Source organism: Cohnella sp. GCM10020058, from assembly GCF_042683485.1.
Taxonomy (GTDB): Bacteria; Bacillota; Bacilli; order Paenibacillales; family Paenibacillaceae; genus Cohnella.
Map to the genome: position 1 here is coordinate 84,345 of NZ_JBHUJV010000014.1, position 25,069 is coordinate 109,413.

The following is a 25,069-nucleotide window of genomic DNA, read 5'->3' on the forward strand; positions in this document are numbered from 1 at the left end:
ATGGCTGTAGCGGGTGGAAAAAGCGGCGCGCTCCGCTGGATGCTGGGCCTGGGCTGCCTGTCGGCGTCCGCGCTCGGCCTCGAGATGGCGCTGACCAACGTATTCGGGGTGCTGCTGCAGTATCACTACGTGTCGCTCGTCGTGTCGCTGGCCGTATTCGGCATCGGCGCGGGCAGCTACGCGGCGCGCAGGCAAGCGGGCACGGCGGGGCGCTCGATGACGGCTTCGGCTTCGGCAAGCGAGCCGGGCGAGCCGGGCGCCTCCCGGGCATCCTCCAGCCGGTCCGCGGGTCTCGCGGCCCTGGGGCTCGGCTTGTTCATCGCCTTGCTCAGCCTTTTCCTCGCCCAATTCCCTTATGTCGACCAGTTGGCGGTATACGCGCTGCTCGGCGCGCTGCCGTTCGTTCTGTTCGGCTGGTGCATGGGACTCGCGCTGGCGAGCGGCGTCCGCACGCGCTCGCTTTACGCCGCAGACCTGCTCGGCGCGGGACTCGGCGTGGCCGCGGCCTACGGCTTGATTCAGATCTGGGGCGGGCTGCAGGCGATGTTCGCGCTGTCCATCCCCGCATTTGCAGCCGCCGTGCTGCTATTGTTGCCTTCTCCGACGACGGCGGGCCCGGCGGGACGCGGCTGGCTGCGCTTCGCGCCGCTGCTGCCGCTTGCTGCCGTCGTCGCCAGTCTGGCATCCGGCGCCGGCTGGTGGAATATCGACTACGCCGGCATGCGCGGCGCTGCGCCCGACAAGACGATCGTAAACGCGCTGCGTCAGCCCGGCGCGGCGCTGGAGCGAACGGAATGGGACGCGTTCGCCCGGGCTGACGTCGTCTCCGGCAGCGATCCCGCGCGCAAGACCGTGTTCATCGACGGCGGCGCGGGCAGCTACATGTACAAGTTCAACGGCGACCTGGCCTCGGTGTCGGGGCTGGCCAAGGACATCGAGTTTCTGCCGTTCGCGGCCGGTCCGGCCGACAAGACGGCGATCGTCGGCGCCGGCGGCGGCCGGGACATTTTGTACGCGCTGCTCGCCGGCGCGAAGAACGTGACCGCCGTCGAGCTCAGCGACGGCATCGTGCGAGCCATGCGCGAGGACGCTTCCTACAACGGCGGGCTGCTCGACCGCTCCGGCGTGAAGGCGGTCGTCGGCGACGGCCGCACGGTGCTCGAGCGCAGCAGCGAGCGCTACGACCTGATCGCGCTCGACCTTGTTTACTCGCAGGTCGGGGGCGTCAACGGGCATGCGCTGACGGAGAACTATGCTTTTACCCAGGAGGCGTTCCGCGCATACCTGGATCGGTTGAACGACGGCGGGCGTCTCATTGTGATCTCGCACCAAGGGATTGAGGGCGTGCGTGCCTTCTACACCGGCCTTGGGGCGCTTATGGACGTGACGGGAGCGAAGCCAGAGACGGCAGTGAAGCATGCCGCCTTGCTCATGGCTTCCGACCAATCGGCGGGGCCGGGTCTCACTTTGACCGTCATCCAGCGAACCCCGCTCGCTGCGTCCCAGCTCGACATGCTGCGTGCCGGCGCGAATGCGCTAGCTTTGCAGACGTTGTTCCTGCCGGAGACCAACGAGCAGTTTCTGCAGCCGCTGATCGAAGGCAAGCAGTCGTTTAACGCGTTTGTAAGGGATAGCGACTTCAGCGTCTACCCCACGACCGACGACAAGCCGTTTTTCTACAAGCTCACGCCCGGCATGCCGGGATCGCTGAAGACCTGGCTGGGCGTTATCGCCGGCCTGACGGCGCTGTTCGCGGCCTGGGTGTGGTGGCGCGAAGTCGCGCCGCCGAAGCAGGCGTCCGGCCTGCAGCGTACCGGTCCGGGCGGCAAGGCCTTGCTCGTCAGCCTGTTCGTAGGCGTCGGCTACATGTGCCTGCAAGCGGCCTTCATCCAGAAGGCGATGAAATACGCCGGCAGTCCGGCCGCCGCGACAGCCATCGTGCTGCTGGCTATGCTGGTCGGCGGAAGCCTCGGCAGCCGGCTTGCCGGCCGTCGCCGGCTGTCCGAAGCTGCAGGCGCAGGCGGCGCCGCGCTGCTGATCGTGCTGCTGGCCGCGGCCGAAGCGCTGTGGGGCGGCGGCTTGTACGAGCTGGCGCTGGGCGCGCGGCTGGCCGTGCTGGGTATTGCAGCCGCCGCGCTGGGGCTGCTCATGGGCGTCCCGCTGCCGCTTCGCATGGAAGCCGCGGAGCGCGGACAGCGGGGCAGCTCGCCTTTGCTGTTCGCGGTGAACGGCATCGCGGGCGTATGGGGCTCCTGGCTCGGCGCGGCTCTCGCGCTGGCTGCGGGACTGCGCTGGGCGCTTGCGGCGGCGATCGTCTGCTACGCGCTGGTCGCGGCGATGTCTGCACTCCGGCAGCATGCGGCCGCCGACGAGGAGCGGCAGCGCCTGAGCAACGCGTAGCGGAGGAGTTTAATTGCATTTATTTCATTTATGCAGCTATTTCCTTGTAAATAGCTGCATTTCGTCTTTACGCAGACCATTAGATGCGGCTCGGCTCATATCTACGAATTCGACATCTCGGAAGGAGAGAATTGCACCATGGCCCAACAATGGGGAGACAACCGTTCGCAAATGGAGGCGGCCATTCGCCTTGCCAATATGACGGCGGGACGGGAGACGCAAAAGACGGACGAGATGGATTTGTTCGTCTGCGCGGGACACCGCAGTTCGATGATTGGGGGACAGGACGGCGGATTTCCGGACTTCGGCCATCATATTCCGGATGAGATGGGCGGTTTGTGGACGCATCCGATCAAGCTCATGGACGGCTTTTGGCTGCACTTGGCCGAGGCGGTAGATTCTTCGGAGGGCGCGTGGCTGGAAAAGGCGGAAACCTTTCACAACTTCGCGTTTTACAACGAACACGACTACGGGGTCCCGGCTCTGAGCCTGCAAGCTGTTCGCAGCCAGTTCTGTCCGGACGAGCATCCCGGCTTCGTCGTCGAATACCGTTTGCGCGATACGAGCGGCAGGAGCCGCGAGCTGACGGCTGTTTTCCAGGGGCGGACCGAGCTGCGCCCGGTATGGTTCTCCGAAGAGGCCGGCATTCAGGACGCGCCGGACGAAGCGCGCGCGGATGCCGAGCTATCCGCGATCGTCGCGAAGGACCGGGATCATCCCTGGTTTGTCGTCTTCGGCAGCGACGCGCCGGGGTGCGAGTCGTACGTCGACAGTGAGTCGACGACACCTTCACGCGCCCCTACCGCGGGCAACGGCGTGACGGGCAGCCTGCGCATGCGAATCTCGCTGCCTGCCAACGGTACTGCGGAGCTGCGATTTTTCATCGCCGGCTCCGTCCAGTCGGAAGCCGAAGCGATAGGGACGTACACCCGCATCCGCGACGGTCACGCCGACATGCGCAGAGCCAAGCGCCTGCGCTATGAATCGCTGTTGGCCCGGACAGAGCTGGAGATTCCGGATGAAGATCTCGCCCGCGTATTCGATTGGGTGAAGATTCACAGCGAGTGGCTGGTTCTGGATGTGCCCGGCGTCGGCAGAGGCTTGACGGCCGGCATTCCCGAGTACCCCTGGTGGTTCGGATGCGACAACAGCTACGCCCTGCTTGGTCTGCTCGCCGTCGGCCGGCAGGCGCTTGCCGTGGAGACGTCCGACCTGATCCGCGAGACGTCGGAGCGGACCAACGGCAACGGCCGCATTATTCACGAGTTGACGACCTGGGGGCTCGTCGCAAATCCGGGCAACACGCAGGAGACGCCGCACTATATTCAGAGCGTGCGCGAGATTTTCGACTGGACGGGCGATTTGGATTACCTGAAGCGAGCTTATCCGACCGTGCGCCAGGGACTGGCGTGGCTGCTCGGCGAGATGGATCCGGACGGCGACCTGCTTCCCGAAGGCTACGGTATCACGGAGATTGAAGGGCTGAACGTCGAACTGATCGATACGGCCGTCTATACGTGGTCGGCTTTACTCGCAGGGGCGGAGATGGCGGAGCTGCTCGGGGACGCGGAAGCTGCCGAAGGCTGGCGCGAGACGGCGGGACGGCTGGCGGACAAGATTAACAAGGATCTGTGGCTGGAAAAAGAAGGCTTGTACGCGGACGCCATGGCGCGCGTCGAGGCCGTACGCCAGCGGATGCCGGTATATATCGAGCGAGCCGAAGGAATGGGCGCGGATCGCGCAGTTCGGGAGATGCAGGCCATGCAAGCGGAGATCGCGGACCTGCCGTCGGACGAGGAGCGTCCCTGGCTGTTCAAGAATTGGGTCATCAATACGCCGATGGAAACGGGACTGGCGCCGCGCGACAAGGCAGTGCGGGCGCTCGCGCGTATGGGCACGGAGGAATTTACGGGCGATGCCGGCACGTATTTGTCCGGCATGTACCGGACGCAGATGATGACGATCTCGACGGGCGTGCAGGCGGTAGCGGAAGCGCGTTACGACCGGATGAACGAGTCGCTGCGCCTGGTGAAGCTGATCGCCTCCACCTTCGGCAGGCGTCTGCCGGGCTCGATCAGCGAGATGTCGCCGGATTACGGCTGCTTTGTCCAGGCTTGGACGAACTACGGAATTCACTGGCCGATCGTGCGGTTCATGTTTGGCATCGCGCCTAAGGCGCATCGAAAGACGCTGACGCTGCGACCGCGGCTGCCGTCCGCATGGCGAGAAGCGGCGATCCGGCGGGTCGCGATCGGTGAAGGCGCATGCGCGGCCTCACTAGACCTTGAGATCGCGCTTGGCGAAGGCGCTGACGTGTACAAGGTGAAGCTCGGCGGAGAAGGGTGGACGATTCGCCTGGATCTGCCGAAAGCCGAAGGCGCGCGCATCTACGTGAACGGCAGCCTGGTCGAGAGCCGGGAGGATGGTCCGGACGGCGAGGCGCGTTTCGAGATTGCGGGTAACGGCATGTTCGAGGTGCGGGTGGAACGGTAATCGTGCAGGCGGCGGCGAAGGTGTGCCGAGATGTACCAAATGCGCGTACCAGATGCGTGCCAGATACGCGTACCCAATGCGTCAGGCTCTTTAGACGTACATGACGCCCCATAGCGCTAAGATCTTACCAATGGTTAAAAGAGAGTCGGGCACATTTGGAAACAGCCATAATAACCGTGGAAGGGGGGAGACGATGACGGACGAGCGACGTAACGGCGGACTTGAATCAAATGCAGGGCCCAAGGAACCGGGAGCATCGGAAAGACCAGAACGACTGGATGGACTAGAACCGCTCAAGGGATGGAGCCAAAGCGGGGACCGTCAAGTCCCGGCTGATGCAGACTGGTCGACCGCTAGGATGCAGTATGTGCAGGCTAGCGAGGTGAGTGCGGGACTAAGCCGCCTCGGCCTTCCCGACGGGCCGACGCTTAGCCATAACATCAGAGCCGGCAGCGATTTCGTCTTGCAGCTCGGAGGCGTGCGATTCGGAGGCCGCTCCGCCAGTCTCAGGCGTATTGAAGCAACCGTTTCCTCGCCAGCGCCCGGCATACGGCATCATACTGTCAGGCTGCGCTGCGACAAGCTCTTCTTCGAAGTTGACAGTCACACGATCATCTACGAAGAAGAGCCGGTCTTCGAGCGTTGGATAACGGTCCGCAATGCGGGCGAAGCTTCGTTCCACGTGGAACGGATCAATCCGCTCCAGCTCGAGCTCTCCGAGGGCGATTGGCGGGTGCTGTCCTACCGCAGCGATTGGGGAGCCGAGTTTGAGCCGGAGGAGGCGTCGCTTGGCGAGTCCTTTGTCGCCGAAACGCGATGGGGCCGATCCTCCAAAGGCATGCATCCCTGGGTCTCGCTCGTACGGGACGACGGGGCGCTGCTCCATGTCAGCCCGATGTGGTCCGGCAACTGGAAGGTTCGCTGCGAGCGCCGGGAGGATGGCGGTGTAGCGGTCGCAGCAGGGCTCAATGACTGGGCGTTCTTCAAGGAGCTGGCGCCGGGCGAGACGATGGAAAGCCCCCACGTTGCGGTGGCGCTGGGCAGCAAGGGAGACCTGCACACCGTGTCGATTCCGCTTGCGCGCATCGGCAGGCGGCACTGGTATCCCCGGAGCGCGGTGTCCGACGAGCTGCCGGTCGAATGGAACCATTGGTTCAGCTACGAAGACCAACTGATCGATGAGGATACGTTCAGGGCCAACGCTGCCGAGGCGGCGAAGCTTGGTTTCGAGGCCTGCACCTTGGACGCAGGGTGGTTTGGCGATGCCGAAGGCAGCTTGCATTGGCACGACATTCGGGGTGACTGGGACAAGGTAAACGCCGCCCGCTTTCCCAGCGGCATCGGAGAGATATCGAAATATGTGCGCGGCCTTGGCATGCGTTTCGGGTTTTGGTGCGAGATCGAGGGCTTGGGTCCGCAAGCATCGCTGGCCAAACGCAGTCCTTCTTTTCCCGCGATCCGCGAAGGCGAGCCGCTCGGTTACGTGTGCCTGGGCAACCCGGAGGCGCGGGAGTGGGCGTACGCAGAGCTGGACCGGCTGATCCGGGCCTACCGCTGCGAGTGGATCAAGCTGGACTTTAACGTGGATCCCAAAGGCGGCTGCGACCGCTGCGATCACGGACACGGCCCCGGTGACGGTCTGTACGAGCATATCCGGGGCTTGTACGACGTATTGGATCGGCTGCGCGAGGCGCATCCGGACGTGCTGCTAGAGAATTGTTCCTCCGGCGGCCTGCGGCTCGATCTGGGCATGGCGCGCCATTCGCACGCTTCCTTTCTCAGCGATCCCGACTGGCCCGAGCACAGCCTGCAGATTTTCTGGGGCGTATCCACGTTCCTCGCGGCCGACCGGGCGCTGCACTGGAGCTACTCCGATTGGATCTGCGAGCATCCGCGCCAGCGCTTCGACCCGCACAGCCCCACGCTCACGCTCGCGCAGTTTGATTACTACACGCGAATCGGGATGCTTGGCGCGTTCGGCGTCTCCCAGCGTTTGCCTGACTTGCCTGCGGCCTTGAGCGAGCGGCTGGCCCGACATGCGGAACAGTACCGGACGACCGTCCGCCGTTTCGTACGGAGCGGAGATCTGTACCGGCTGACCGAGCAGCCGCTGCGCGAAGGCAGAGGCTCGCGATGGGCTGCATTCCAGTATGCGCTGGAAGGGGGCGGCGAGCACTTGCTGTTCGTCTTCCGCCTGGACGGCGACGAGACGCGGCGGCACATCATGCTGCGGGCGCTGGAGGGGGATGCGACATACGAGCTGGAAGACCTGGACGGCGGGCCTGTCAGGCGGTTGACCGGCGTGGAGCTGATGGCCGCGGGCTTGTTGTTCGCGGATTACGCGGAGGAGCAGTCGGGACTGTTTGTCTTGCGAAAAGTGGAAGGCGGAGAATAGAGGGTACTACGAGCGGCGACGGAAAAGCGTGCGTGCGGCTGGTTGTCAGAGACGTGTCGCGCTGCCCGCGAGGCGGACGGAGCGGCGCTCTTCTAGCTGTAAACGACAGCCAACTTAGCCTTCCCTCCGCTTGTGCTATAATGGTCTCACTTTAATCGCACGAACGGAGGAGCGTCGATCGCGGCATGTCGCGGCCGGCCAAGCGTCTTGAAAAGCCAACCATCGCAACTCATGCGCGGCGCCGCCCTGCTCGGGGGCGCCGCGCTGCTGTCCAAGCTCATCGGCACGCTGCAAAAGATCCCGCTGCAGAACCTGGCTGGAGACCGCGTCTTCGGCCTTTATAGCGCTGTCTACGCGTTGGCGGTCATGTGGATGACGCTGGCGGCGGCAGGCATCCCCGTCGCGGTATCGGCGCTCGTCGCCGAGCGAATCGCCGCCGGCGACGAGCGCGGGGCGCGGCGGCTGCTTCGCTATGCCGCCGCCCTGCTCTCGGCGAGCGGCCTGGCCGCGTTCGTCCTGCTCTGGTATGCGGCGGATACGCTGGCCGCCTGGATGGGTGCGCCCGAGGCGACGGCCGCGATCCGCGCCTCCTCGCTGGCGCTGCTCGCCGCGCCGATCACGGCCGCGCTGCGCGGCTATTCCCAGGGGCGGCTCGAGATGGGCCGCCCTGCGCTGTCGCAGCTTGCGGAGCAGTGCGCACGCGTTGCCTTCATGCTGTGCGCCCTCGGTTGGGCGCTCCGGCGGGATTGGTCGGCGGCCTCGACGGCCGCCGCCGTCCATGGCGGGCTGGCGGCCGGCGCTGCTGCCGGCCTGGCCGTGATGCTGATCGTCGGCCGGCGCAGCCAGGCCCGCGATCGCGCCGAGCACCAAGCATCCGCTGCAGCTGCGATCACGCTCGCGCCAAAAGAACCTGGCCGCATCCTGCTCCGCAGGATCGTCCGGGTAGCGCTGCCTGTCGCCGCCGGATCGGTCGTCGCACCGTTGTTTGGGTTGATCGACGCATTTACGCTGCCGCGGTTCCTTCAGAGCGCTGGCGATACCGCTGCGGGCGCTATGTCCGCTTTCGGCGAGTACAACCGCGGCGTCGCGTTGCTGCAGCTGGTGTCCATGGCCACCGGTGGCGCTGCCGCCGCCCTCGTGCCGAGCTTGACGATGGCACGTTCCGGCCCAGGCATCGATGCCGAGAGCAGCGCGCAGGCGGCTTTCGCCATGCGTCTTGCCTGGTGGTTCGGCGGCGCTGCCGCCATCGGTTTGGCCATCCTTGCGCGGCCTATTAACATTGCGTTGTTCGCAGACGCGCACGGTACCGCCGCAATGGCCGTGCTGGGCGCCGCCGCCCTCGGCGCAGCGCTGCAGGCCGTCAGCGCCGCCGTGCTTCAGGGGCTCGGCGACCTTCGTGCGCCGGCCTTCCATTTGGCCTTTGCCGCCCTCATCAAGGCGGCGCTTAACGCAGCGCTCGTGCCGGCTTTCGGCATCACGGGCGCTGCGGCAGCCGCCGCCTGCGCATATGGCGCCGCGGCGGCCCTCAACCTGGGCGCGCTGCATCGCCTGGGCGCGCTGCCAGTCCCGCGTTTCGCCGCAGCAGGCCGCTCCGCGCTTGCGCTGGCGGTGCTGGCCGCGTCCGCCGGCGGCGGTTCGCTCGCGCTGTCCGCGCTCACGCGCGGGCTCGACCCGCGCGTCGGGGCGCTGCTCACGGCGCTGCCGTGCATTGCGCTCGGCGCATTCGCCTTCGCGGCAGCGCTAGCCGCCACCGGCGCGCTCGGCCCGCGCGAATGGCGCGCGCTTCCTGGCGTCGCAGGCTCGCGAGCCGAGCATTGGCTGCACCGGCTGCAGCCCGCTTCGCGCCAGTCGCGCGAGACTGCAGCCGACCCCGGTAGCACGCCACCCGCGCCGTAACGCCGTAACGCAGGAATATGGCTCGCTGACCGCACCAGTACGATCGATACACGTGCTCTAACACGGACTGCATATACACCGACACGTCCCGAGCTTCTCACGTTTTAACAATCATGCTCCCGCTACGAATCGTTCTGCACGGCGTTTTAACGATATCCCCTTCATTCAGGTTTGCTCTGCCATCCTTGGCGGAAAATAGCCTTCCCTAGAGCAGGCGATGTAGCACGCCGACCGCGAACCGTGCCATCGCCTTCCCTATAGCAGTCGATGGAGCCTTCCGACCCGCGAACCAGGCCATCGCCTTCCCTATAGCAGTCGATGGAGCCTTCCGACCCGCGAACCAGGCCATCGCCTTCCCTATAGCAGTCGATGGAGCCCACCGACTCGCGAACCAGGCCATCGCCTTCCCTATAGCAGTCGATGTAGCCCGCCGACCACGAACCGTGCCATCGCCTTCCCTATAGCAGTCGATGGAGCCTTCCGACCCGCGAACCAGGCCATCGCCTTCCCTATAGCAGTCGATGGAGCACACCCACCCGCGAACCAGGCCATCGCCTTCCCTATAGCAGTCGATGGAGCCCACCGACTCGCGAACCAGGCCATCGCCTTCTCTAGAGCAGGCGATGGAGCCCACCGACCCGCGAACCAGGCCATCGCCTTCCCTAGAGCAGGCGATGGAGCCTTCCGACCCGCGAACCAGGCCATCGCCTTCCCTATAGCAGGCGATGGAGTCCGCCGACTCGCGAACCAGGCCATCGTCTTCCCTATAGCAGGCGACGGAGCCCATCGCCCTGTTTCCCGACCTTCCTGATCCAAAGGGATATCATTAAAACGAATCAAACATAAAGAACCGTCAACTCCGCACCGCCATATCTACCCGCAATTTTCAGCCAAATTCACAAGCAGAACCCTCTCGCTCCATGCGCCACGTTTCCGCCACTACCACGCTTTTCCTCGCCAACTGGCAGTCCGCATTTTTGACTTCGCCCCCATTTTAAACCTATACTGGCTTATCGACCTTCGAGCACCGGAAAGGATGAGTACCGTATGCCCCCATCCATCATCGTCGTCGGGCTTGGCTCCGGCGGGGAGGACCAATTGACGCTCGGCATTCTGAAGTCGCTGGAGTCCGCCGGCATCCGCTACTGCCGCACCGCGGACCACCCGGCCGTGGCGGATCTCGCGAAGCGCGGCATCGCGCTGGAGCCGTTTGACGCTTTGTACGAGCGCAGCGACAGCTTCGAGCAGGTGTACGAAGATATCGCTGAGACGCTGCTTATCCAGGCGGCCTCGAATCCGGAGCAGACGGTCGTTTACGCCGTGCCCGGCCATCCGATGGTCGCGGAGCGCACCGTCCAGCTGTTGCGCCAGCAATCGGAAGCGCGCGGCATCTCGCTTCGCATCCTGGGCGGAGAGAGCTTTCTCGACCAGGCATTCGTACGGCTGGGCTTCGATCCGATCGAGGGCTTCCAGCTGCTGGACGCCTCAAGCCTGAAGCGCGAGCATCTTCGTCCGTCGCTGCATACCGTTGTCGGCCAGGTGTATGACGCTTACACCGCTTCGGACGTCAAGCTCACGTTGATGGGCGTCTACCCGGACGATCAGGAGATCGTGCTCGGGCAGGCGCTCGGTATCGCGGGAGAGGAGCGCATCGCACGCATTCCGCTCCACGATCTGGACCGCCAGGAGAGCTACGGCAATTTGACGCTGGTTTACGTTCCCGCAAGCGACGATGCCAGGCTGCAGCGGCGTTCGTTCGAGCGGCTGCACGAGATCGTAGCGATATTGCGCAGTCCCGAGGGCTGCCCTTGGGATCGCGAGCAGACGCATCAGTCGATCCGCCGCAATTTTATCGAAGAGACGTACGAGGCGATCGAAGCGCTCGATCTCGACGATCCCGACGGCATGAAGGAAGAGTTCGGCGACGTGCTGCTGCAGATTCTGCTGCATAGTCAGATGGAAGAGGAGACCGGCGCGTTCGACGTGTTCGATGTGCTCGCGGAGTTGAACTACAAGCTGATCTTCCGCCATCCGCACGTATTCGGCACGGAGAACGCGGGCGACGCCGAGGAGGCGCTGCGGAACTGGGAAGCCATGAAGGCCGAGGAGAAGCGGCTGAAGGGACGCCCGGAGCGCGTGTCGCTGCTCGACGGCATTCCCAAGGACCTGCCGGCGCTGCCGCGCGCGCACAAGATTCAGAAGAAGGCGTCCGGCGTCGGCTTCGACTGGCCGGATCTCGAAGGCGTGTGGGACAAGATCGCCGAGGAGCTGGGCGAGCTCAAGGCGGCGGTGCGGGACGAATCGCAAGAGCGCCAGCAAGAGGAATTCGGAGATCTCCTGTTCGCGGTCGTGAACGCGTCCCGCTTCATCCATGCGGATCCGGAGGAGGCGCTTGCGGGCACGAATCGCAAGTTCGCCGCGCGGTTTCGTTATATCGAAGAGCGGCTAAGTATAAGCGGCCGCAAGTTTGACGAAACTGATTTACTAGAGATGGAAGGTTGGTGGCAAGAAGCCAAGCACGCCGCCGACTAGTTCGAAGGCTCTATTTTTCGCTCAAGACCGCGCTTTTCCGCTTTTTTTCGAATTATTTTTCGCGGAATTTGCAGGATTTTATCGGCAGGCGAAGAATAGTAACCTTCGTGCTTTTGCGTCAACAACAAGATTCTATGGCGGACGGCGCCAACCCAATTTAAGATTTCCAATTACGGGAGGAATATTAACCATGAACAAGACGGACCTGATCAACAACATCTCCGAAAAAAGCGGCCTGACGAAGAAAGACGTAGAAAACGTACTGAACAGCTTCCTGGGCGAAGTATCCGACGCACTGGCGTCCGGCGACAAGGTTCAACTGATCGGCTTCGGCACGTTCGAGACCCGCAGCCGCTCCGGCCGCGTAGGCCGCAACCCGCAAACGGGCAAGACGATCGAGATCGCCGCTTCCAAGGTTCCTGCCTTCAAAGCCGGCAACAAGCTGAAGGACGCAGTCAAGTAATCGATGCGCCTCGATAAATTTTTGAAGGTGTCGCGGCTGATCAAGCGGCGCACCGTCGCGAAGGACGTGTCCGACCAGGGACGCGTCCTTCTCAATGGGCGCGAGGCCAAGCCGAGCGCCGACGTGAAGATCGGCGACGAGCTTGAGATCCAGTATGGCCAGCGCATTCTGACGATCCGCGTGGAGAAGCTGCTCGAATCGACCAAAAAGGAAGATGCGGAAGGCCTCTATTCGATCGTCAAAGAAGAAGTGCGCAAGCGCGAGAGCGACGAATTTTTTCTCTGAAGATCCTTTATCTCCAGCCCGGAGATAAGGGATTTTTTTATGCCCGCGCGCATTCTCCGGCGTGTCCGTTCTAATTCTCTGTACAGGCCCATATGCTAGTCTCATCCAAAGGAGGGACGCGCCATGGACCAGGGAAAGAGCGGCAAGGTGCAGGATGTTCGTCTGCAGAACCGCAAATTGATGGATATCACGGGCGTGAGCCAGGTCGAGAGCTTCGACAGCGAGGAGTTTCTGCTGGACACGTCCTGCGGGCCGCTCGCGGTTCGCGGACATAACCTTCATATGAAAAACTTAAGCCTGGAGCAGGGACTCGTGACCATCGAGGGCACGATCGACGCGTTCGTCTACCTGGACGGCAAAGCCGCCTCCAAGTCGAAGGGCCTGCTCGGAAAGCTCTTCCGGTGAACGCGGCCGTCCACTGGTCGACGATCGGCGCGATGATATTGTGCGGGCTCGGCATGGGCACCGTATTCGATATCTATCGGGCCGCCGCCGCTCGTCTTCATTTCCGCCGCTGGCTGCTCCCGCTGCTAGATCTTCTGTACTGGGTCGCCGCTACGCTGATCGTGTTCCGCATCCTGCTCGGCGTCAATTACGGCGAAGTGCGTCTCTACGTGTTTTTAGGCATCGGCATCGGTGTTTGCGCGTATTTCGGTTTGTTCAGCTCGCATGTGCTGCGGGCCGCAGGCTGGATCTTCGAGACGCTGCGCAAGCTCGGGCTGCTGCTCTGGCGCACCGTACGGATTTTGCTTGTCGTCCCTTTGATGTGGATCGTGCGTATGCTTGCAAGCCTGCTTGACGCGATCTTCGTCGTGACGGCGGCGCTGCTGCTCTGGTTGGTCAAACTGCTGCTACGCCCGCTCGGTCCGCCGGGCCGTTGGCTGTGGGACAGGCTGCTGCCGGTTCGAAACCAATTCAACCGCGCGAAGCAGGTGTTTCAGCGGATGGGGGCGCGGGTAAAGGAAGTATGGCGCGTTTTGAAAGGGCCGGACGATCCTTCGGATAAGCCGGATCCCGACGATTAATCGACACAATCCGTCCGTAAAGCATGACGATAGAAGGATATTTCGAATTCTCGGGATTATGCTATAATTAGTACACCATTTATAGCGCAAGGGACTGCTAGGAGGAGCGACCGAATGCCAACCAGCACTACAGCGAACACCCCGGCTTCGGTCGGACTCAAGAGACGTCTCAAACTTTTGCTTCTTTTCGTCATTCTGTTCATGAGCTGGGCGATCTACACCTTGGTCGTACAGCAGCAGCATACGTCCGTGCGTTCCTCGCAATTGCACGACGTGAAGACCAAGCTATCCGAGGTCCAGCTGAAGAACGAGACATTGAAGAAGGAGATCGTCCGACTGCATGACGATGAGTATATTGGTCAGATCGCCATACAGCAGGGAATGACCCGTCCAGGTCAGCAATCTATCATCGTTAAGCCGAAGACCCCTTGAGAAATCTGCGAGGCCAAGCCCCGCAAGGGCGGACGTCGGTTGACCTTACTTTTCTAGATCGGTTATAATCAGCACAGCCGGACTTATCGTTTGAAGCCGCTAGGATCTCGGCACACTTTCGTCAGGGAGGAAATTCGGTTTTTATGGCCATCGAAGTGGGCTCCAAATTAGAGGGTAAAGTTACCGGTATCACGCATTTCGGAGCGTTTGTGGACTTGTCCGGCGGCGTTACGGGCCTCGTGCACATCTCCGAGATTGCAGACAGCTACGTTAAGGACGTCAAGGACCATCTAAAGGTCGGCGATGCCGTCACCGTCAAAGTCATCAACGTGGACAAAGACGGGAAGATCGGGCTGTCCATCCGGCAAGCGGTCGACAAACCGCCCGAACAGCAGCAGCAACAACAGCAGCAATACCCCCCGCGCGGACCTCGCGGCGGCGGAGGCGATCGCGGAGGCAGGAACTTCAGACCCGGAGGACCGGTCCGCGCCACTTTCGAGGACAAAGTATCCCGCTTCCTGAAGGATAGCGAAGAACGCATCTCCAACCTGAAGAAGAGCACAGAATCCAAGCGTGGCGGAAGAGGCGGCCGTCGTTCCTGATCGGAGCCCCTCTGGGAATTGGATCGTGTTGCGCGATATAGATATGCAGCCGGACTCGCGAGTCCGGCTTATTTGTTTCTTATGACCAGGTTGGACGTCATTGGCCGACGGAGGACATCCTATTCGCAAGCGAATTGGAGGGATCGGCGCCGTCTTGTTTCTCGTTAGCATCGTCAAATAGCGTCAAACGAAACCCCGGAGCTTAGCTTGAGGGGCGAAAGCAAACAAGAAGACCGTCGGGAGATTTCTCCCGACGGTCTTCTTGCGTCTGGCCTGCACGCCGTTATTCAGCCATCTTCTCCGGCTCCGGATAATCTACGCCCTTCGTATCGACCGTGACTTTCTTCATGACGGGCGGCTCGACGGGGCGGTCTTGCTCCCCGGTCGGCAGCGCGACGATCTTGTCCACCGTATCCAGGCCGGTTAAGACCTTGCCGAAAGCGGCGTATTGACCGTCCAGGGACGGGTAATCGGCCGCCATAATAAAGAACTGCGAGCCCGCGCTGTCGTTGCTGTCGCTTCTGCGCGCCATGGAGAGAACGCCGCGCGTATGCAGCAGCTGGTTGTCTACGTTGTTTGCCGAGAACTCGCCTTTAATGGTATAGCCGGGTCCGCCCGAGCCCGTGCCTTCCGGGTCGCCGCCCTGAATCATGAAGCCGGGGATGACGCGATGGAAGACGGTGCCGTCGTAGTAGCCTTTTTTGACCAAAGAGATGAAGCTGTTGACGGTATTCGGTGCGACTTTGGGATACAGCTCGATGACGATCTTGTCTCCGCTGTCCATTTCGATCGTGACGACCGGGTCGTTGTCCGAGGATGGATCGAATGAAGGCGCCGCCGATTCGGATGCGGGTGCGCCCCCCGATTCGTTCTGATTATTGCGTTTCCCGCAGCCCGCAATGAGCAGCAGCACGACAGCGAGCAGCAGCAGTACGCCGACGGCTCGCATTCTATTCGTATTCATTCTTCATAAGCCCCCTTGTCCTGTTTTCACCCCCGTATCATAGCATATCGCCCGAAAGTAATTCCATGTCGCCGCAGGTCGTCCGCGATTCGCGTTCGTACGTCAAACCGTCCTCGAATGCCGTCAGCATTGCGGCTCCTATATGCCGTCGGATAGCGGCGGTTTTAAACGTTTTGCAGAAGACCCGGAGCGGAGAAAGACAGCATAAACCGCATCGCACCGCCATAAATCGGAACCGCGCCAAGCGCCTTTTTCGGACGTGGGATCTGTCGGAAAAAACTTTTCGTTCGCCAACGCGGTCTGACAAACTTCCTGATTGCGCCCTTCTATAATTAAAAACATTCACGCGATCGAACATAGGAAAGCAGGTGCCAGACATGGACAAGCCATCCGTCATTCCGTTCGTTCCCCGGTCCGGGCAAGACACGGGCGCGGCGGCATCGAACAAGCGCAAGGCAAGCGGGAAGAGCAAAGGCAAGCAGTGGTTCGGCAGAAAGGAAGGACCGGCAATGACGGGAGGAGGCGCATTGGCCGCGGTCGGCCACTCGGGCGCCGTGAAGGAGCGAAGGATATGGGGTACGTCGCTGGAAAGGAAAAAGGGCTTATGGCTGCTGGCGGTCGCCCTTCTCGGATTTCTGCTCGGCCGCGCCTCTATGCTGGAAGGGATTGCGCCTTTTGCGGCGGCTTACTACGGCGTCACGCTCTATATGCGCAGGGAGCATGCCTGGTGGGCTGCGATTGGGCTGATCGCGGGGAGCTTCTGGGCGCAGGCCCCGGAGCCGGCTGCCATCGCTGCGCAGATCGGCGTTATCTATCTATTGTATCGCGGCTTGGAGGCGTATGAACGCGCCGACCTGTCCCACGCGCCGATCGTCGTCCTCGCTTCCTGCCTGCTGGTCGGACTGTTCGGCACCGTCATGCAAGACGACAGAGGCTGGCTGCCGTACCTGCTGACGGGCGTAGAGGCCGGATTGTCCCTCGTGCTCACGCTGCTCTTCGTGCATGCCATGCCGCTGCTGGCCAAAACCTCGAAGGCGGCCAGATTGCGGCACGAAGAGTGGATCGGCCTCATGATCCTGCTTGCCTCGGTCATGACGGGACTCACGGGCTGGACGATCTACGGCGTCGCTTTGTGCGCCGTGTTCACGCGATATATTGTCCTGCTGTTCGCGCTGTCGGCGGGCCCGGCGCTCGGAACGTCCGCCGGCGTCGTCGCGGGCATCATCCTCAGCCTGTCCGACCTCGCATCCGTGCCGCAGATCAGCCTGCTCGCCTTCGGCGGCTTGCTGGCCGGCCTTCTCCGCGAAGGCGGCAAGGCGGCGGCCGTGTTCGGTCTCCTGCTCGGCACGACGGTGCTCGCGCTCTACACCGGCGGCTCCGCCGAAACGATGGCCTCGATCTGGGCTTCGCTGGCGGCTTCCGTCCTGATCGCCTTCACGCCAAAGTCTTGGACGGACTCTATAGCACAATATGTGCCCGGCACCTCGAATTATGCACGCAATCAGCAAGAATACGCGCAAAAAGTTCGCGACCTCACGGCCGCACGGGTCGAGCGCTTCTCCGAGGTGTTCCGCCAGCTGTCCCGCAGCTTCACGCAGATGACGCAGGCGGGTGAGACGGCCAGGCAGAACCAGGACTTCGAACATTTCATCAACGCTGTCCACGAGCACAACTGCGCGACCTGCCACAAGCGCGGCGCTTGCTGGGACGAGCAATTTTTCCAGACCTACAAGCTCATGACCGATCTCATGTCCGCGGTAGAGGAACGGCCCCATCTCTCGCCGGCCGACATTCCGAAGCCGCTGCACAAGCAGTGCGTCAAAGTTCCGCAAGTCCTCGACGTGCTCAAGCGTCAATATGAGCTGTACCGTCACGACCTGCATTGGCGGACGCAGCTGCAGGACAGCCGAATGCTCGTCGCCGAGCAGCTGTCTGGCGTCTCCCAGGTCATGGACGACCTGGTGAGGGAAATCCGGCGAGAGGCGAGGGAGCAGAGCCATCAGGAGGAGCAGATCCGCGAAGAGCTGGACAAGCTCGGCCTCGCGATCCAGCACATCGATATCGTGAGCCTCGAGGAAGGGCAGATCGAGATTGAGATCGTGCATGCGTTCAAGCCCGGCTTCGACGAGGGCCGCAAGGTGATCGCCCCGCTCCTGTCGGACATCCTCGGAGAGACCGTGTCCGTCCGTAACGAGCGGACCTCCGACCGACCGGACCGGCTCACGACCGTGTGCTTCGCCTCGGCGAAGGCTTATGAGGTGGAGACGGCCATGGCTGGCGCGGCCAAGGACGGCGACGTGCTCTCGGGCGACAGCTTCAGCGCAATTGAGCTTGGCAGCGGCAAGTATGCCGTCGCGCTGAGCGACGGCATGGGCAATGGCGCAAGGGCACGCATGGAGAGCAGCACGGCGCTGTCGATGCTCGAGCAGCTGCTTCAGTCGGGGATCGACGAGCGGCTTGCGATCAAGTCCGTCAACTCGGTGCTCATGCTGCGTTCGCCCGACGAGTCGTTCGCGACCGTGGACCTGGCCCTCATCGATCTGTACAGCGCCGGCGCGACGATGCTGAAGATCGGCTCCACGCCGAGCTTCATCAAGCGCGGCCGGGAGGTCATCCCCATCGCCGCGGGCAATCTGCCGATCGGGATCTTGCAGGACATCGAGATCGACGTGCTGCGGGTCCAGCTGCAGCCGGGCGACACGCTGGTCATGATGACGGACGGCATCCTCGATTCGCCGGGGCACGCCGTGCATGCGATGAACAAGGAGTTATGGATGAAGCGGGTGCTCCAGGAGATCGAGACGGAGGATCCGCAGGAGATCGCCGACGAGCTGCTCGACATCGCTCTCAGGCAGCATCCGGGCGGCGGCGTGAAGGATGATATGACGGTCGTCGTCACCCGCATCAGCAAGCATCAGCCCGAGTGGGCGTCCTTCCGCTGGACGGGCGCATCCAGGTTCGAGCGGCCAAGGACGGTGAGCTAAGGCGATGATACTTTCAAAAATAAAAGAGGGAGCGATTCGAATGGTGCTGCGGATTCAGAGCAAGCTTGGCGGGGGTAATAAGGTGAGGCTCGGAGACGGGACGATGCTCGGCAGAGATACCCGCTCGCTGACAGACGAACGGATCGAGGCGATCGCGGAGCAAGTCTATCTGGCCGTGCGGCGGCTGGAGGCCGCGGCGGTGCGGCCATCGCCGGGTCTATCTCCTTCGATAGCCGGACAAGCGCTGCCGATGCAGCCCAAGCGCAGCCTGGTCGACCGCCAGCAGCGGGCAGGCCTGCATCTGGTCAGGCCGACCCAGGAGACGACCGGGCAGGCGGCGGATCGAGGGGCGGAAACGCCGAACGTTGCGGAAGACGATCAGGCGCGGGTCGAGCCCAGGAAGGCGAAGCGAGATCTCTCCTATCCGATGGATAATCACCGCATGAAGGATCTCCGCCTGCGCAAAATGCCGGATACCCGCCAGCTCGCGCGATTGAAGGCGGCAGCCACGCAGGGACGACTACTTTCGGACCGCCGCTGCAGGGACGTGGATCGGCAGGAGGCGGAAGTTAGCACGACGGGACCGCCAGAGGCAGGAATCATTGAGACGGCGAGCCATCTGACGTGACGATGCAGCAATCATCCGCGGGCAGTACAACCGATCATCGCCCGCTGCGCATTTTACCTTGTCCCCGCTGGGGGTTCCTATAAATATACGAATCAGCGCATGCCATGCCGGCGTTAGCGCACGGAGGTGAGTCAAGTTTTCTGGCTCTACGATAACAAGAACAAGCAATCGGTGATGATGAACAGCAGCGGCCTTGCGCCGCGTCAGATGACTTATATATGGCCCTGGTCCTGGGGAGCCGAGTCCGGCCCTTCGTACAGCGCCAGGAGAGCTTTTGCTTCGGAGAAGACCGAGCGGGCGAGCGCCCGGGGCGACAGCACCCGGATCGAAGCACCGTACCCGAGGAGAATGCCGAGGGCGGAGTCGAGCGTGTGAAAATCGGCATCGGCCGTTTTCCACCCGTCCGCGGCATCGGCGCATGTTTTGACACGCACATAGATTTCCCGCGAGAATCGGGCCCAGGCCTCCTCGCGGACGCGTAAACGCACAGGATAGACGGGCAGCTCGCGGCGAAACTGCGCCATCGACCGCTCCCACCATAGCGCCAGATCGAACCCGTCCGGCACTTCGAACCGCTCCTCCAGCAGCTCGACTGCAGCGAGCCTGGAGACGCGGTAAGTACGGAGCTCGGGCAGCGCAGACGCTGCGCGATCGTCAGGGTGGCGGTGCATAACTTCGTTCACTGCGTCCGTCCCTGTCGTATCGGTGTCGGCAGCTTCGGCTGCCGCAACATCGTTTTTTAAAACGTCACTTATTGCAGCATCCCTCCCCGCAGCCGGTTTCCCCTCCGGCTCACGACGATCTTTGACCGCCGCGAAGTACCAGGTATGCCGTTTGGCGACGAGCCCCCACGGCATCACCACGCTTACGGCGCCGTCCGCTTGTTCCCCGGACGGATAACGAATGCGCATTTTGCGTCTCTCCCACACCGCCTGCTGCACGAGTCCCAGATAAGGCGCGGGTTCTCTGGCGTCATGCCACCCCGCGCCGTCCACGTGCAGATGCTTGCGTACATACGCCGCCTCGTCGCGCGCCGGCCCGGCCAGCGCCGCGGCCAGTTTCGCGATTGCGTTTTCCGTCGGCGCCGACAGGTTCAAGTCGCTGACCGCGCTCGACGATTGAAGCACCGTCAGCCCCGCGATCTCGTCCGTCGTCAGGCCCGTCAACCGCGTCCGGTAGCCTTCCGGCAGCATCCAGCCCCCGCGCGGCCCGCGCTCCGCATAGACGGGAAATCCCGCCTGGGCGAGCGCCTCCATATCCCGATGGACGGTGCGTTCGGATATCTCAAGCTTCGCAGCCAGCTCGCGCGCGCTCACGAGACGCTGCGTCTGAAGGCATTGCAGAATATAAAGCAGCCGGTCGGCTCTCATCGTCATCTTCTCCTTCGCGAGAGGGTTCTTTGTCATTTTAACAGTTATATATGACAAAGGATGTCTTGAATTCCCCGCTACAATGTAAGCGAACGTGAGCGAATAGGAGGCTGATCCGGATGAACGAGAAGAGGCTGGAAGGACAGATCGCAGTGGTGGCGGGCGCGACGCGTGGATTGGGGAGAGCCATTGCGGTAACGCTGGGCGCGGAGGGAGCGACCGTCTAATGCACGGGGCGCAGCGTACGCGGCAGCTTGTCCGACATCGGGCGGAAGGAGACCGTCGACGAGACGGCGGAAATGGTGAGCGGTGCCGGTGGCCGCGGTATCGCGGTACAGGCCGATCATACGGAGGAGACGCAGGTTCGCGCGCTCTTCGAGCGAATCGCGGACGAGCAGGGCGGCAGGCTCGATATCGCGGTCAACGACATCTGGGGCGGGGAGTCGCTCACGCAGTGGGGCGTCCCTTTCTGGGAGCACGATCTGGAGAAGGGATTGGCCATGCAAAAAAGAGCGGTCTGGTCGCATCTGATCACCGCGCGCTACGCCGCTCCGCTGCTAGTCGCAGGGAAGCGGGGCGTCATGATGGAGATTACCGACGGCTGGGATTACCGGTACCGCGGCAGCCTTTATTACAGCCTGACCAAGATCTCCGCCATCCATCTTGCGCAGGGAATGGCCGTCGACCTCAAGCCCCACGGCGTCACGGCGCTGGCGGTCACGCCCGGCTTCCTCCGCTCGGAGGAAATGCTCGATCACTTTGGCGTCACGGAGGCTAACTGGCGCGACGGCGCGGCGCAGGAGCCGCATTTCCTGCAATCGGAGACGCCTTACTACGCGGCGCGAGGCATTGCGGCGCTGGTTGGGGATCCGCAGATGCACGCCAAGACCGGCGGGGTCTTTACGTCCTGGGGCTTGTCCGACGAGTACGGCATCGTAGATGTGGACGGCCGTCGCCCGCATTGGGGCAAGTACGCGGCAGAGCAGGGCTTTTAAGTTAGGGACGAGACCCTTGGGATTCGGCAGGCGGGAGTTTTGCGGGGCTGGCCGCGATTTTTACAGAGAGAGATCCTTTTAAGGGTCTCTCTTTTTTGTTCGCGATTATGCATAGCTTTTGGAATTGCTTTGACAATAAGAACGTGGCAGGTCGCTATTCGGCCGAAGCAGCCGATTACGGGTCAAATAGAAATGTGTCGTATCGTTATTTCGCTCAATGGAAATATTTCAGGCCAAATAAGAATCTGTCGCATCTTTATATCATCGCAATAACCGATTTGCGACGACATAAGGATTTGCCGCATCGCTATTCCATTAGCACGTGTTAGCAATAGCGGCGCAAAGGTTCCTTAAGGCCGAGCGTACCCAAGTACCTCCGGCAGGTAAGGCAGCAAGTACTGCACCTGGGTTAAATCTCGTGTTATCTGGCGACACTGTAGCTAGAATGATAGCGAGAGAAGGAGTGAGGCGCATGAGACAAATCCTGCTGATCACGGACGGCTGCTCGAATGTCGGGGACAGCCCGGCCATCGCGGCGTCGGTCGCGCAGGCGGAGGGCATCTCCGTTAATGTCGTCGGCATCGTGGACGAGGGAGGCATCGGCGAGCAGGGGGCGCTCGAGATTGCGGAGATTGCGCGCGCGGGAGGCGGCATGAGCCGAATCGTGTCGCCGGCGCTGCTGTCCCGCACGGTGCAGATGATGACGCGGCAGACGGTGCAAGGCACGATTCGCGGCGAGGTCAACCGGGAGCTGCGGCAGATCTTCGGCGTCGAGTCCGCGGCGGAGCTGCCCCCCGACAAGCGGGCGGACATCGTGCGCGTCATGGAGGATCTGGGCGAAACGGCGGAGCTGCGCGTCGCGCTCCTGATCGACGCCAGCGCGAGCATGAAGCCGAAAATGAGGGCTGTCGAGGAAGCCGTGCGGGATCTGGCGCTGAGCCTGCAGGCCAGACGCGGCGAGAGCGCGGTCGCGGTGTTCCATTTTCCCGGAGAGCGCTCGCATGAGGCTTGCCTGCTGGACTTGGATTGGACGGATCGCGCCGACCGCATCGGCCAAATTTTCGGGCGCATCAGCATGAAAGGGACGACGCCGACGGGTCCCGCGCTTTTGCGCGTTGTGGAGTTTTTCCGGGAAACTTGTGGTAAACTGGAAACAGAACCGCAGCACACCGCGCCTGCGAGGCGCGACGATACGGACGGGATGCGGAGTGACTACGTCGTCTGACGCGCGCGTACCGGCCGGAACGGTACTGCGCGGGAAGTGGAACGGACGTTCATACCGGCTGGAGCGCATGCTCGGGATCGGAGCGAACGGGCAAGTTTATATGGCAATTAGCGGACTGCGGACTTACGCGCTGAAGATTGGCATGCAGCTCGAGGACCTCCAAGCAGAAGCGAACGTGCTCGCCTCGCTGGACCAGCGGGAGCGGAAGCGTCCGCCTTTTCTGCTGGACGTGGACGATGCGGAGTGGCAGGGCCGAGTCCTGCCGTTTTATGTCATGCAATACGTGCCGGGCGTGCCCGTGAAGACCTACCTGGCCGAGCATGGCGGCGCCTGGTACGGCGTCGTCGGTTACCGTCTGCTGAACCGGCTCTCGGAGCTGCACGCGGCGGGCTGGGCGTTCGGCGATGTGAAAAGCGACAATATCCTCGTTACCGATTACGGGCGGGTGTCGCTCGTCGATTACGGCGGCATGACCGCGATGGGACGTTCGGTACGCCAATTCACGGAAGTCTACGACCGGGGCTATTGGTCGGCGGGCAGCCGGACGGCGGATCCGTCCTATGACGTCTTTTCCGTGGCCGTGCTATGGATACATGCACTCGACGGCAAGCGCCTGCTGCATATGACCAAGATGCTGCTGCCGCAGAATCGGCATCCGCGCGAGCTGATGGCGCTGGTCCGCAGCCATGCCGAGCTCAAGAAAATGGAGAGCTGGATGGAATTGGCGCTGTACGGCAAGTTCAAGGATGCCCGCGAGGCATCCGAGCATTGGCGGAATCGCATGCGCGCCGCAGCGGAAGAGGCCGTCCGTATGAGTCGCGGCAAGGTGCCGGGATGGATGGCGGGGTTGTTTGCCGCCTCTTTGCTGCTCTGCGTATCCGCCGCCGCATTCTGGCTGCTTCAATAGAACGGGAATTGGGGGAAGTACGAGTGGAGGCGCAAGACGAGTTAGCCCTACGGATCGCGCGGTTGCTGAGAGATACGTTCGGCATCGGCCCCGGCGCCCGCGTCCTCGCGGGCGTCTCCGGCGGACCGGACTCGATGGCGATGCTCCATTTGCTGCAAACCTCGGCTGTCCGGGACGGCTGGTTCGTCGTCGCGGCGCATGTCAATCATGGGTTCCGCGGGACGGAATCCGATGCCGAGGCCGCCCTCGTGCGCGAGACCGCTGCCGCTTGGGGGATTCCGTTCGAGATTGCCGAGATCGATATGCCCGCTTATATCGAAGAGACGGGCATGAATTCGCAGGCCGCCTCCCGGGAGCGGCGGTATGCGTTCTTACGCGACGCCGCGCGCCGGCATGGCGCCAGGACGATCGCCGTCGCCCATCACGCGGACGACCAGGCGGAGACGGTACTCATGCGAATGCTGCGGGGGAGCGGCGTGACCGGGCTGGCGGGAATTCCCACCCGGCGTCCCGAGCAAGAGTTGGAACTCATACGCCCCCTGCTGCGTATAACCAAAAGCGAGCTGCTTGCGTACAACGAGCGGCACGGCGTGCCGTTTGCGACGGACAGCAGCAACGGCAAGACGCAATATGTCCGGAACGCAATTAGGCTCGAAGCGCTTCCCTATCTCGAACAGTACAATCCGGACCTGCGCGCCGGGTTGGCTCGTCTCGCCGAGCTTGCATCGGCGGACGACGAATATATGGAAGCCGAAGTCCGACGCGCGATGGCCGCGGGGGCCAGACGATCGGACGGGGGATGGCGGCTCGACGCAGGCTTTGTTCGGGGGCTTCACCTTGCTTTACAACGCAGAATGATTAAACTAATATTAAATGGTCTTGCAGGACCGCATGCCCAGGCTCGATTCGAGCAGGTGGAAGAGATCGTGGCGATACTGACGGCCGAGCGGCCGGACGTCGCCCGCTTCGCCATCGGGGGCGGACTTGTGCTGCTTCGGGAGTATGGCTATGCGTACATAGGACCCATGCCGGATGAGCAAGCCGGTTATGCCTATACCGTCGCGGAGCTCCCCGCGCGTTCCGAACGGCTCGAGGTAGCGGTGCCCGAGTGCGGCCTTGTATTCCGGATAAGCCGGGAAGCCGGGATCTGCGACCCTTCGCCGGGCTCCCGCTGGGAGGCCTTTTTTGACGAGGCGGAGCTTGCAATGCCGCTTGCGATGCGCAGCCGGAGGCCGGGAGACCGGATGGAGCCATTGGGACTAAACGGCTCCAAGAAGGTGCAAGATATACTCGTCGACGCCAAGGTTCCCCGCAGCCTGCGTCACCTGAAGCCGCTGCTCGTCGACGGCGCCGGCCGTATCCTTTGGATGCCTGGTCTCAGGCGCTCGCGACACGCCGTACCGAACTCGGGAGCAGGAGCGGCCATCCGCGTGACATGTTCGGAGTCAAGCCATCATACCGTTTAACATCGGC

Annotated in this window: 18 protein-coding genes and 1 pseudogene; 17 read left to right on the forward strand and 2 right to left on the reverse strand. The window is 62.6% G+C overall.

Features of this window, described 5'->3' with window-relative positions:
- The 11 genes from ACFSR7_RS24700 (at position 1) to ACFSR7_RS24750 (ending at position 14,523) form a co-directional block, all read left to right on the forward strand.
- Positions 1–2,400, forward strand: coding sequence for a spermidine synthase family protein (locus ACFSR7_RS24700; protein ID WP_378166214.1), 2,400 nt, complete (start codon positions 1–3; stop codon positions 2,398–2,400).
- A gap of 138 nt (positions 2,401–2,538) precedes the next feature.
- A complete protein-coding gene (locus ACFSR7_RS24705) occupies positions 2,539–4,893 on the forward strand; it encodes an alpha-L-rhamnosidase-related protein (protein WP_378166216.1) in 2,355 nt (784 codons plus the stop codon).
- 382 nt (positions 4,894–5,275) lie between these two features.
- Complete coding sequence (locus ACFSR7_RS24710) at positions 5,276–7,288, forward strand: alpha-galactosidase (RefSeq protein ID WP_378166218.1); 2,013 nt, start codon at positions 5,276–5,278, stop codon at positions 7,286–7,288.
- 207 nt (positions 7,289–7,495) lie between these two features.
- A complete protein-coding gene (locus ACFSR7_RS24715) occupies positions 7,496–9,184 on the forward strand; it encodes a polysaccharide biosynthesis protein (protein WP_378166220.1) in 1,689 nt (562 codons plus the stop codon).
- Between the two features lie 1,047 nt (positions 9,185–10,231).
- Positions 10,232–11,716 (forward strand): bifunctional methyltransferase/pyrophosphohydrolase YabN, encoded by a 1,485-nt coding sequence (yabN, locus tag ACFSR7_RS24720; RefSeq protein ID WP_378166221.1) that lies wholly within the window; start codon positions 10,232–10,234, stop codon positions 11,714–11,716.
- A 190-nt stretch (positions 11,717–11,906) separates the two neighbouring features.
- Complete coding sequence (locus ACFSR7_RS24725) at positions 11,907–12,179, forward strand: HU family DNA-binding protein (RefSeq protein WP_090117831.1); 273 nt, start codon at positions 11,907–11,909, stop codon at positions 12,177–12,179.
- A 3-nt stretch (positions 12,180–12,182) separates the two neighbouring features.
- Positions 12,183–12,464 carry an RNA-binding S4 domain-containing protein gene (locus ACFSR7_RS24730; RefSeq protein ID WP_378166223.1) on the forward strand — a complete coding sequence of 94 codons (282 nt, stop codon included), beginning with the start codon at positions 12,183–12,185 and terminating at the stop codon, positions 12,462–12,464.
- Between the two features lie 123 nt (positions 12,465–12,587).
- Entirely contained in the window at positions 12,588–12,869 is a 282-nt protein-coding gene (yabP, locus tag ACFSR7_RS24735) for a sporulation protein YabP (protein ID WP_378121846.1), read from the forward strand.
- Positions 12,866–13,489, forward strand: a complete 624-nt coding sequence (gene yabQ / locus ACFSR7_RS24740) for a spore cortex biosynthesis protein YabQ (RefSeq protein ID WP_378166225.1) — start codon at positions 12,866–12,868, stop codon at positions 13,487–13,489. The genes yabP and yabQ overlap by 4 nt, the downstream gene beginning before the upstream one ends.
- A 114-nt stretch (positions 13,490–13,603) precedes the next feature.
- Entirely contained in the window at positions 13,604–13,921 is a 318-nt protein-coding gene (locus ACFSR7_RS24745; protein ID WP_378166227.1) for a septum formation initiator family protein, read from the forward strand.
- 143 nt (positions 13,922–14,064) lie between these two features.
- On the forward strand, positions 14,065–14,523 hold the full coding sequence (locus tag ACFSR7_RS24750; protein ID WP_090117826.1) for a S1 domain-containing RNA-binding protein: 459 nt from the start codon (positions 14,065–14,067) through the stop codon (positions 14,521–14,523).
- A 283-nt stretch (positions 14,524–14,806) separates the two neighbouring features.
- Here the strand turns inward: ACFSR7_RS24750 and ACFSR7_RS24755 are convergent, their stop codons facing one another.
- On the reverse strand, positions 14,807–15,487 hold the full coding sequence (locus tag ACFSR7_RS24755) for a peptidylprolyl isomerase (RefSeq protein WP_378166229.1): 681 nt from the start codon (positions 15,485–15,487) through the stop codon (positions 14,807–14,809).
- Positions 15,488–15,864: 377 nt separating this feature from the next.
- Here ACFSR7_RS24755 and spoIIE point away from each other — a divergent pair, with 377 nt between their 5' ends.
- Both spoIIE and ACFSR7_RS24765 read left to right on the forward strand, forming a co-directional pair.
- Complete coding sequence (gene spoIIE / locus ACFSR7_RS24760) at positions 15,865–18,471, forward strand: stage II sporulation protein E (RefSeq protein WP_378166231.1); 2,607 nt, start codon at positions 15,865–15,867, stop codon at positions 18,469–18,471.
- A gap of 40 nt (positions 18,472–18,511) precedes the next feature.
- Positions 18,512–19,099 (forward strand): hypothetical protein, encoded by a 588-nt coding sequence (locus ACFSR7_RS24765; protein ID WP_378166233.1) that lies wholly within the window; start codon positions 18,512–18,514, stop codon positions 19,097–19,099.
- 212 nt (positions 19,100–19,311) lie between these two features.
- Here the strand turns inward: ACFSR7_RS24765 and ACFSR7_RS24770 are convergent, their stop codons facing one another.
- Entirely contained in the window at positions 19,312–20,469 is a 1,158-nt protein-coding gene (locus ACFSR7_RS24770) for a helix-turn-helix transcriptional regulator (protein ID WP_378166235.1), read from the reverse strand.
- A 119-nt stretch (positions 20,470–20,588) separates the two neighbouring features.
- Here ACFSR7_RS24770 and ACFSR7_RS24775 point away from each other — a divergent pair.
- The 4 genes and pseudogenes from ACFSR7_RS24775 to tilS all read left to right on the forward strand — a co-directional run bounded on the left by ACFSR7_RS24775 (position 20,589) and on the right by tilS (position 25,062).
- A pseudogene (locus tag ACFSR7_RS24775) lies at positions 20,589–21,464 on the forward strand (SDR family oxidoreductase).
- Positions 21,465–21,936: 472 nt separating this feature from the next.
- A complete protein-coding gene (locus ACFSR7_RS24780; protein WP_378166237.1) occupies positions 21,937–22,689 on the forward strand; it encodes a vWA domain-containing protein in 753 nt (250 codons plus the stop codon).
- Entirely contained in the window at positions 22,673–23,596 is a 924-nt protein-coding gene (locus tag ACFSR7_RS24785; RefSeq protein WP_378166239.1) for a protein kinase domain-containing protein, read from the forward strand. Before ACFSR7_RS24780 ends, ACFSR7_RS24785 begins: the two co-directional genes overlap by 17 nt.
- Before the next feature lie 23 nt (positions 23,597–23,619).
- A complete protein-coding gene (tilS, locus tag ACFSR7_RS24790) occupies positions 23,620–25,062 on the forward strand; it encodes a tRNA lysidine(34) synthetase TilS (protein ID WP_378166241.1) in 1,443 nt (480 codons plus the stop codon).
- The last annotated feature ends 7 nt before the right edge of the window (positions 25,063–25,069 follow it).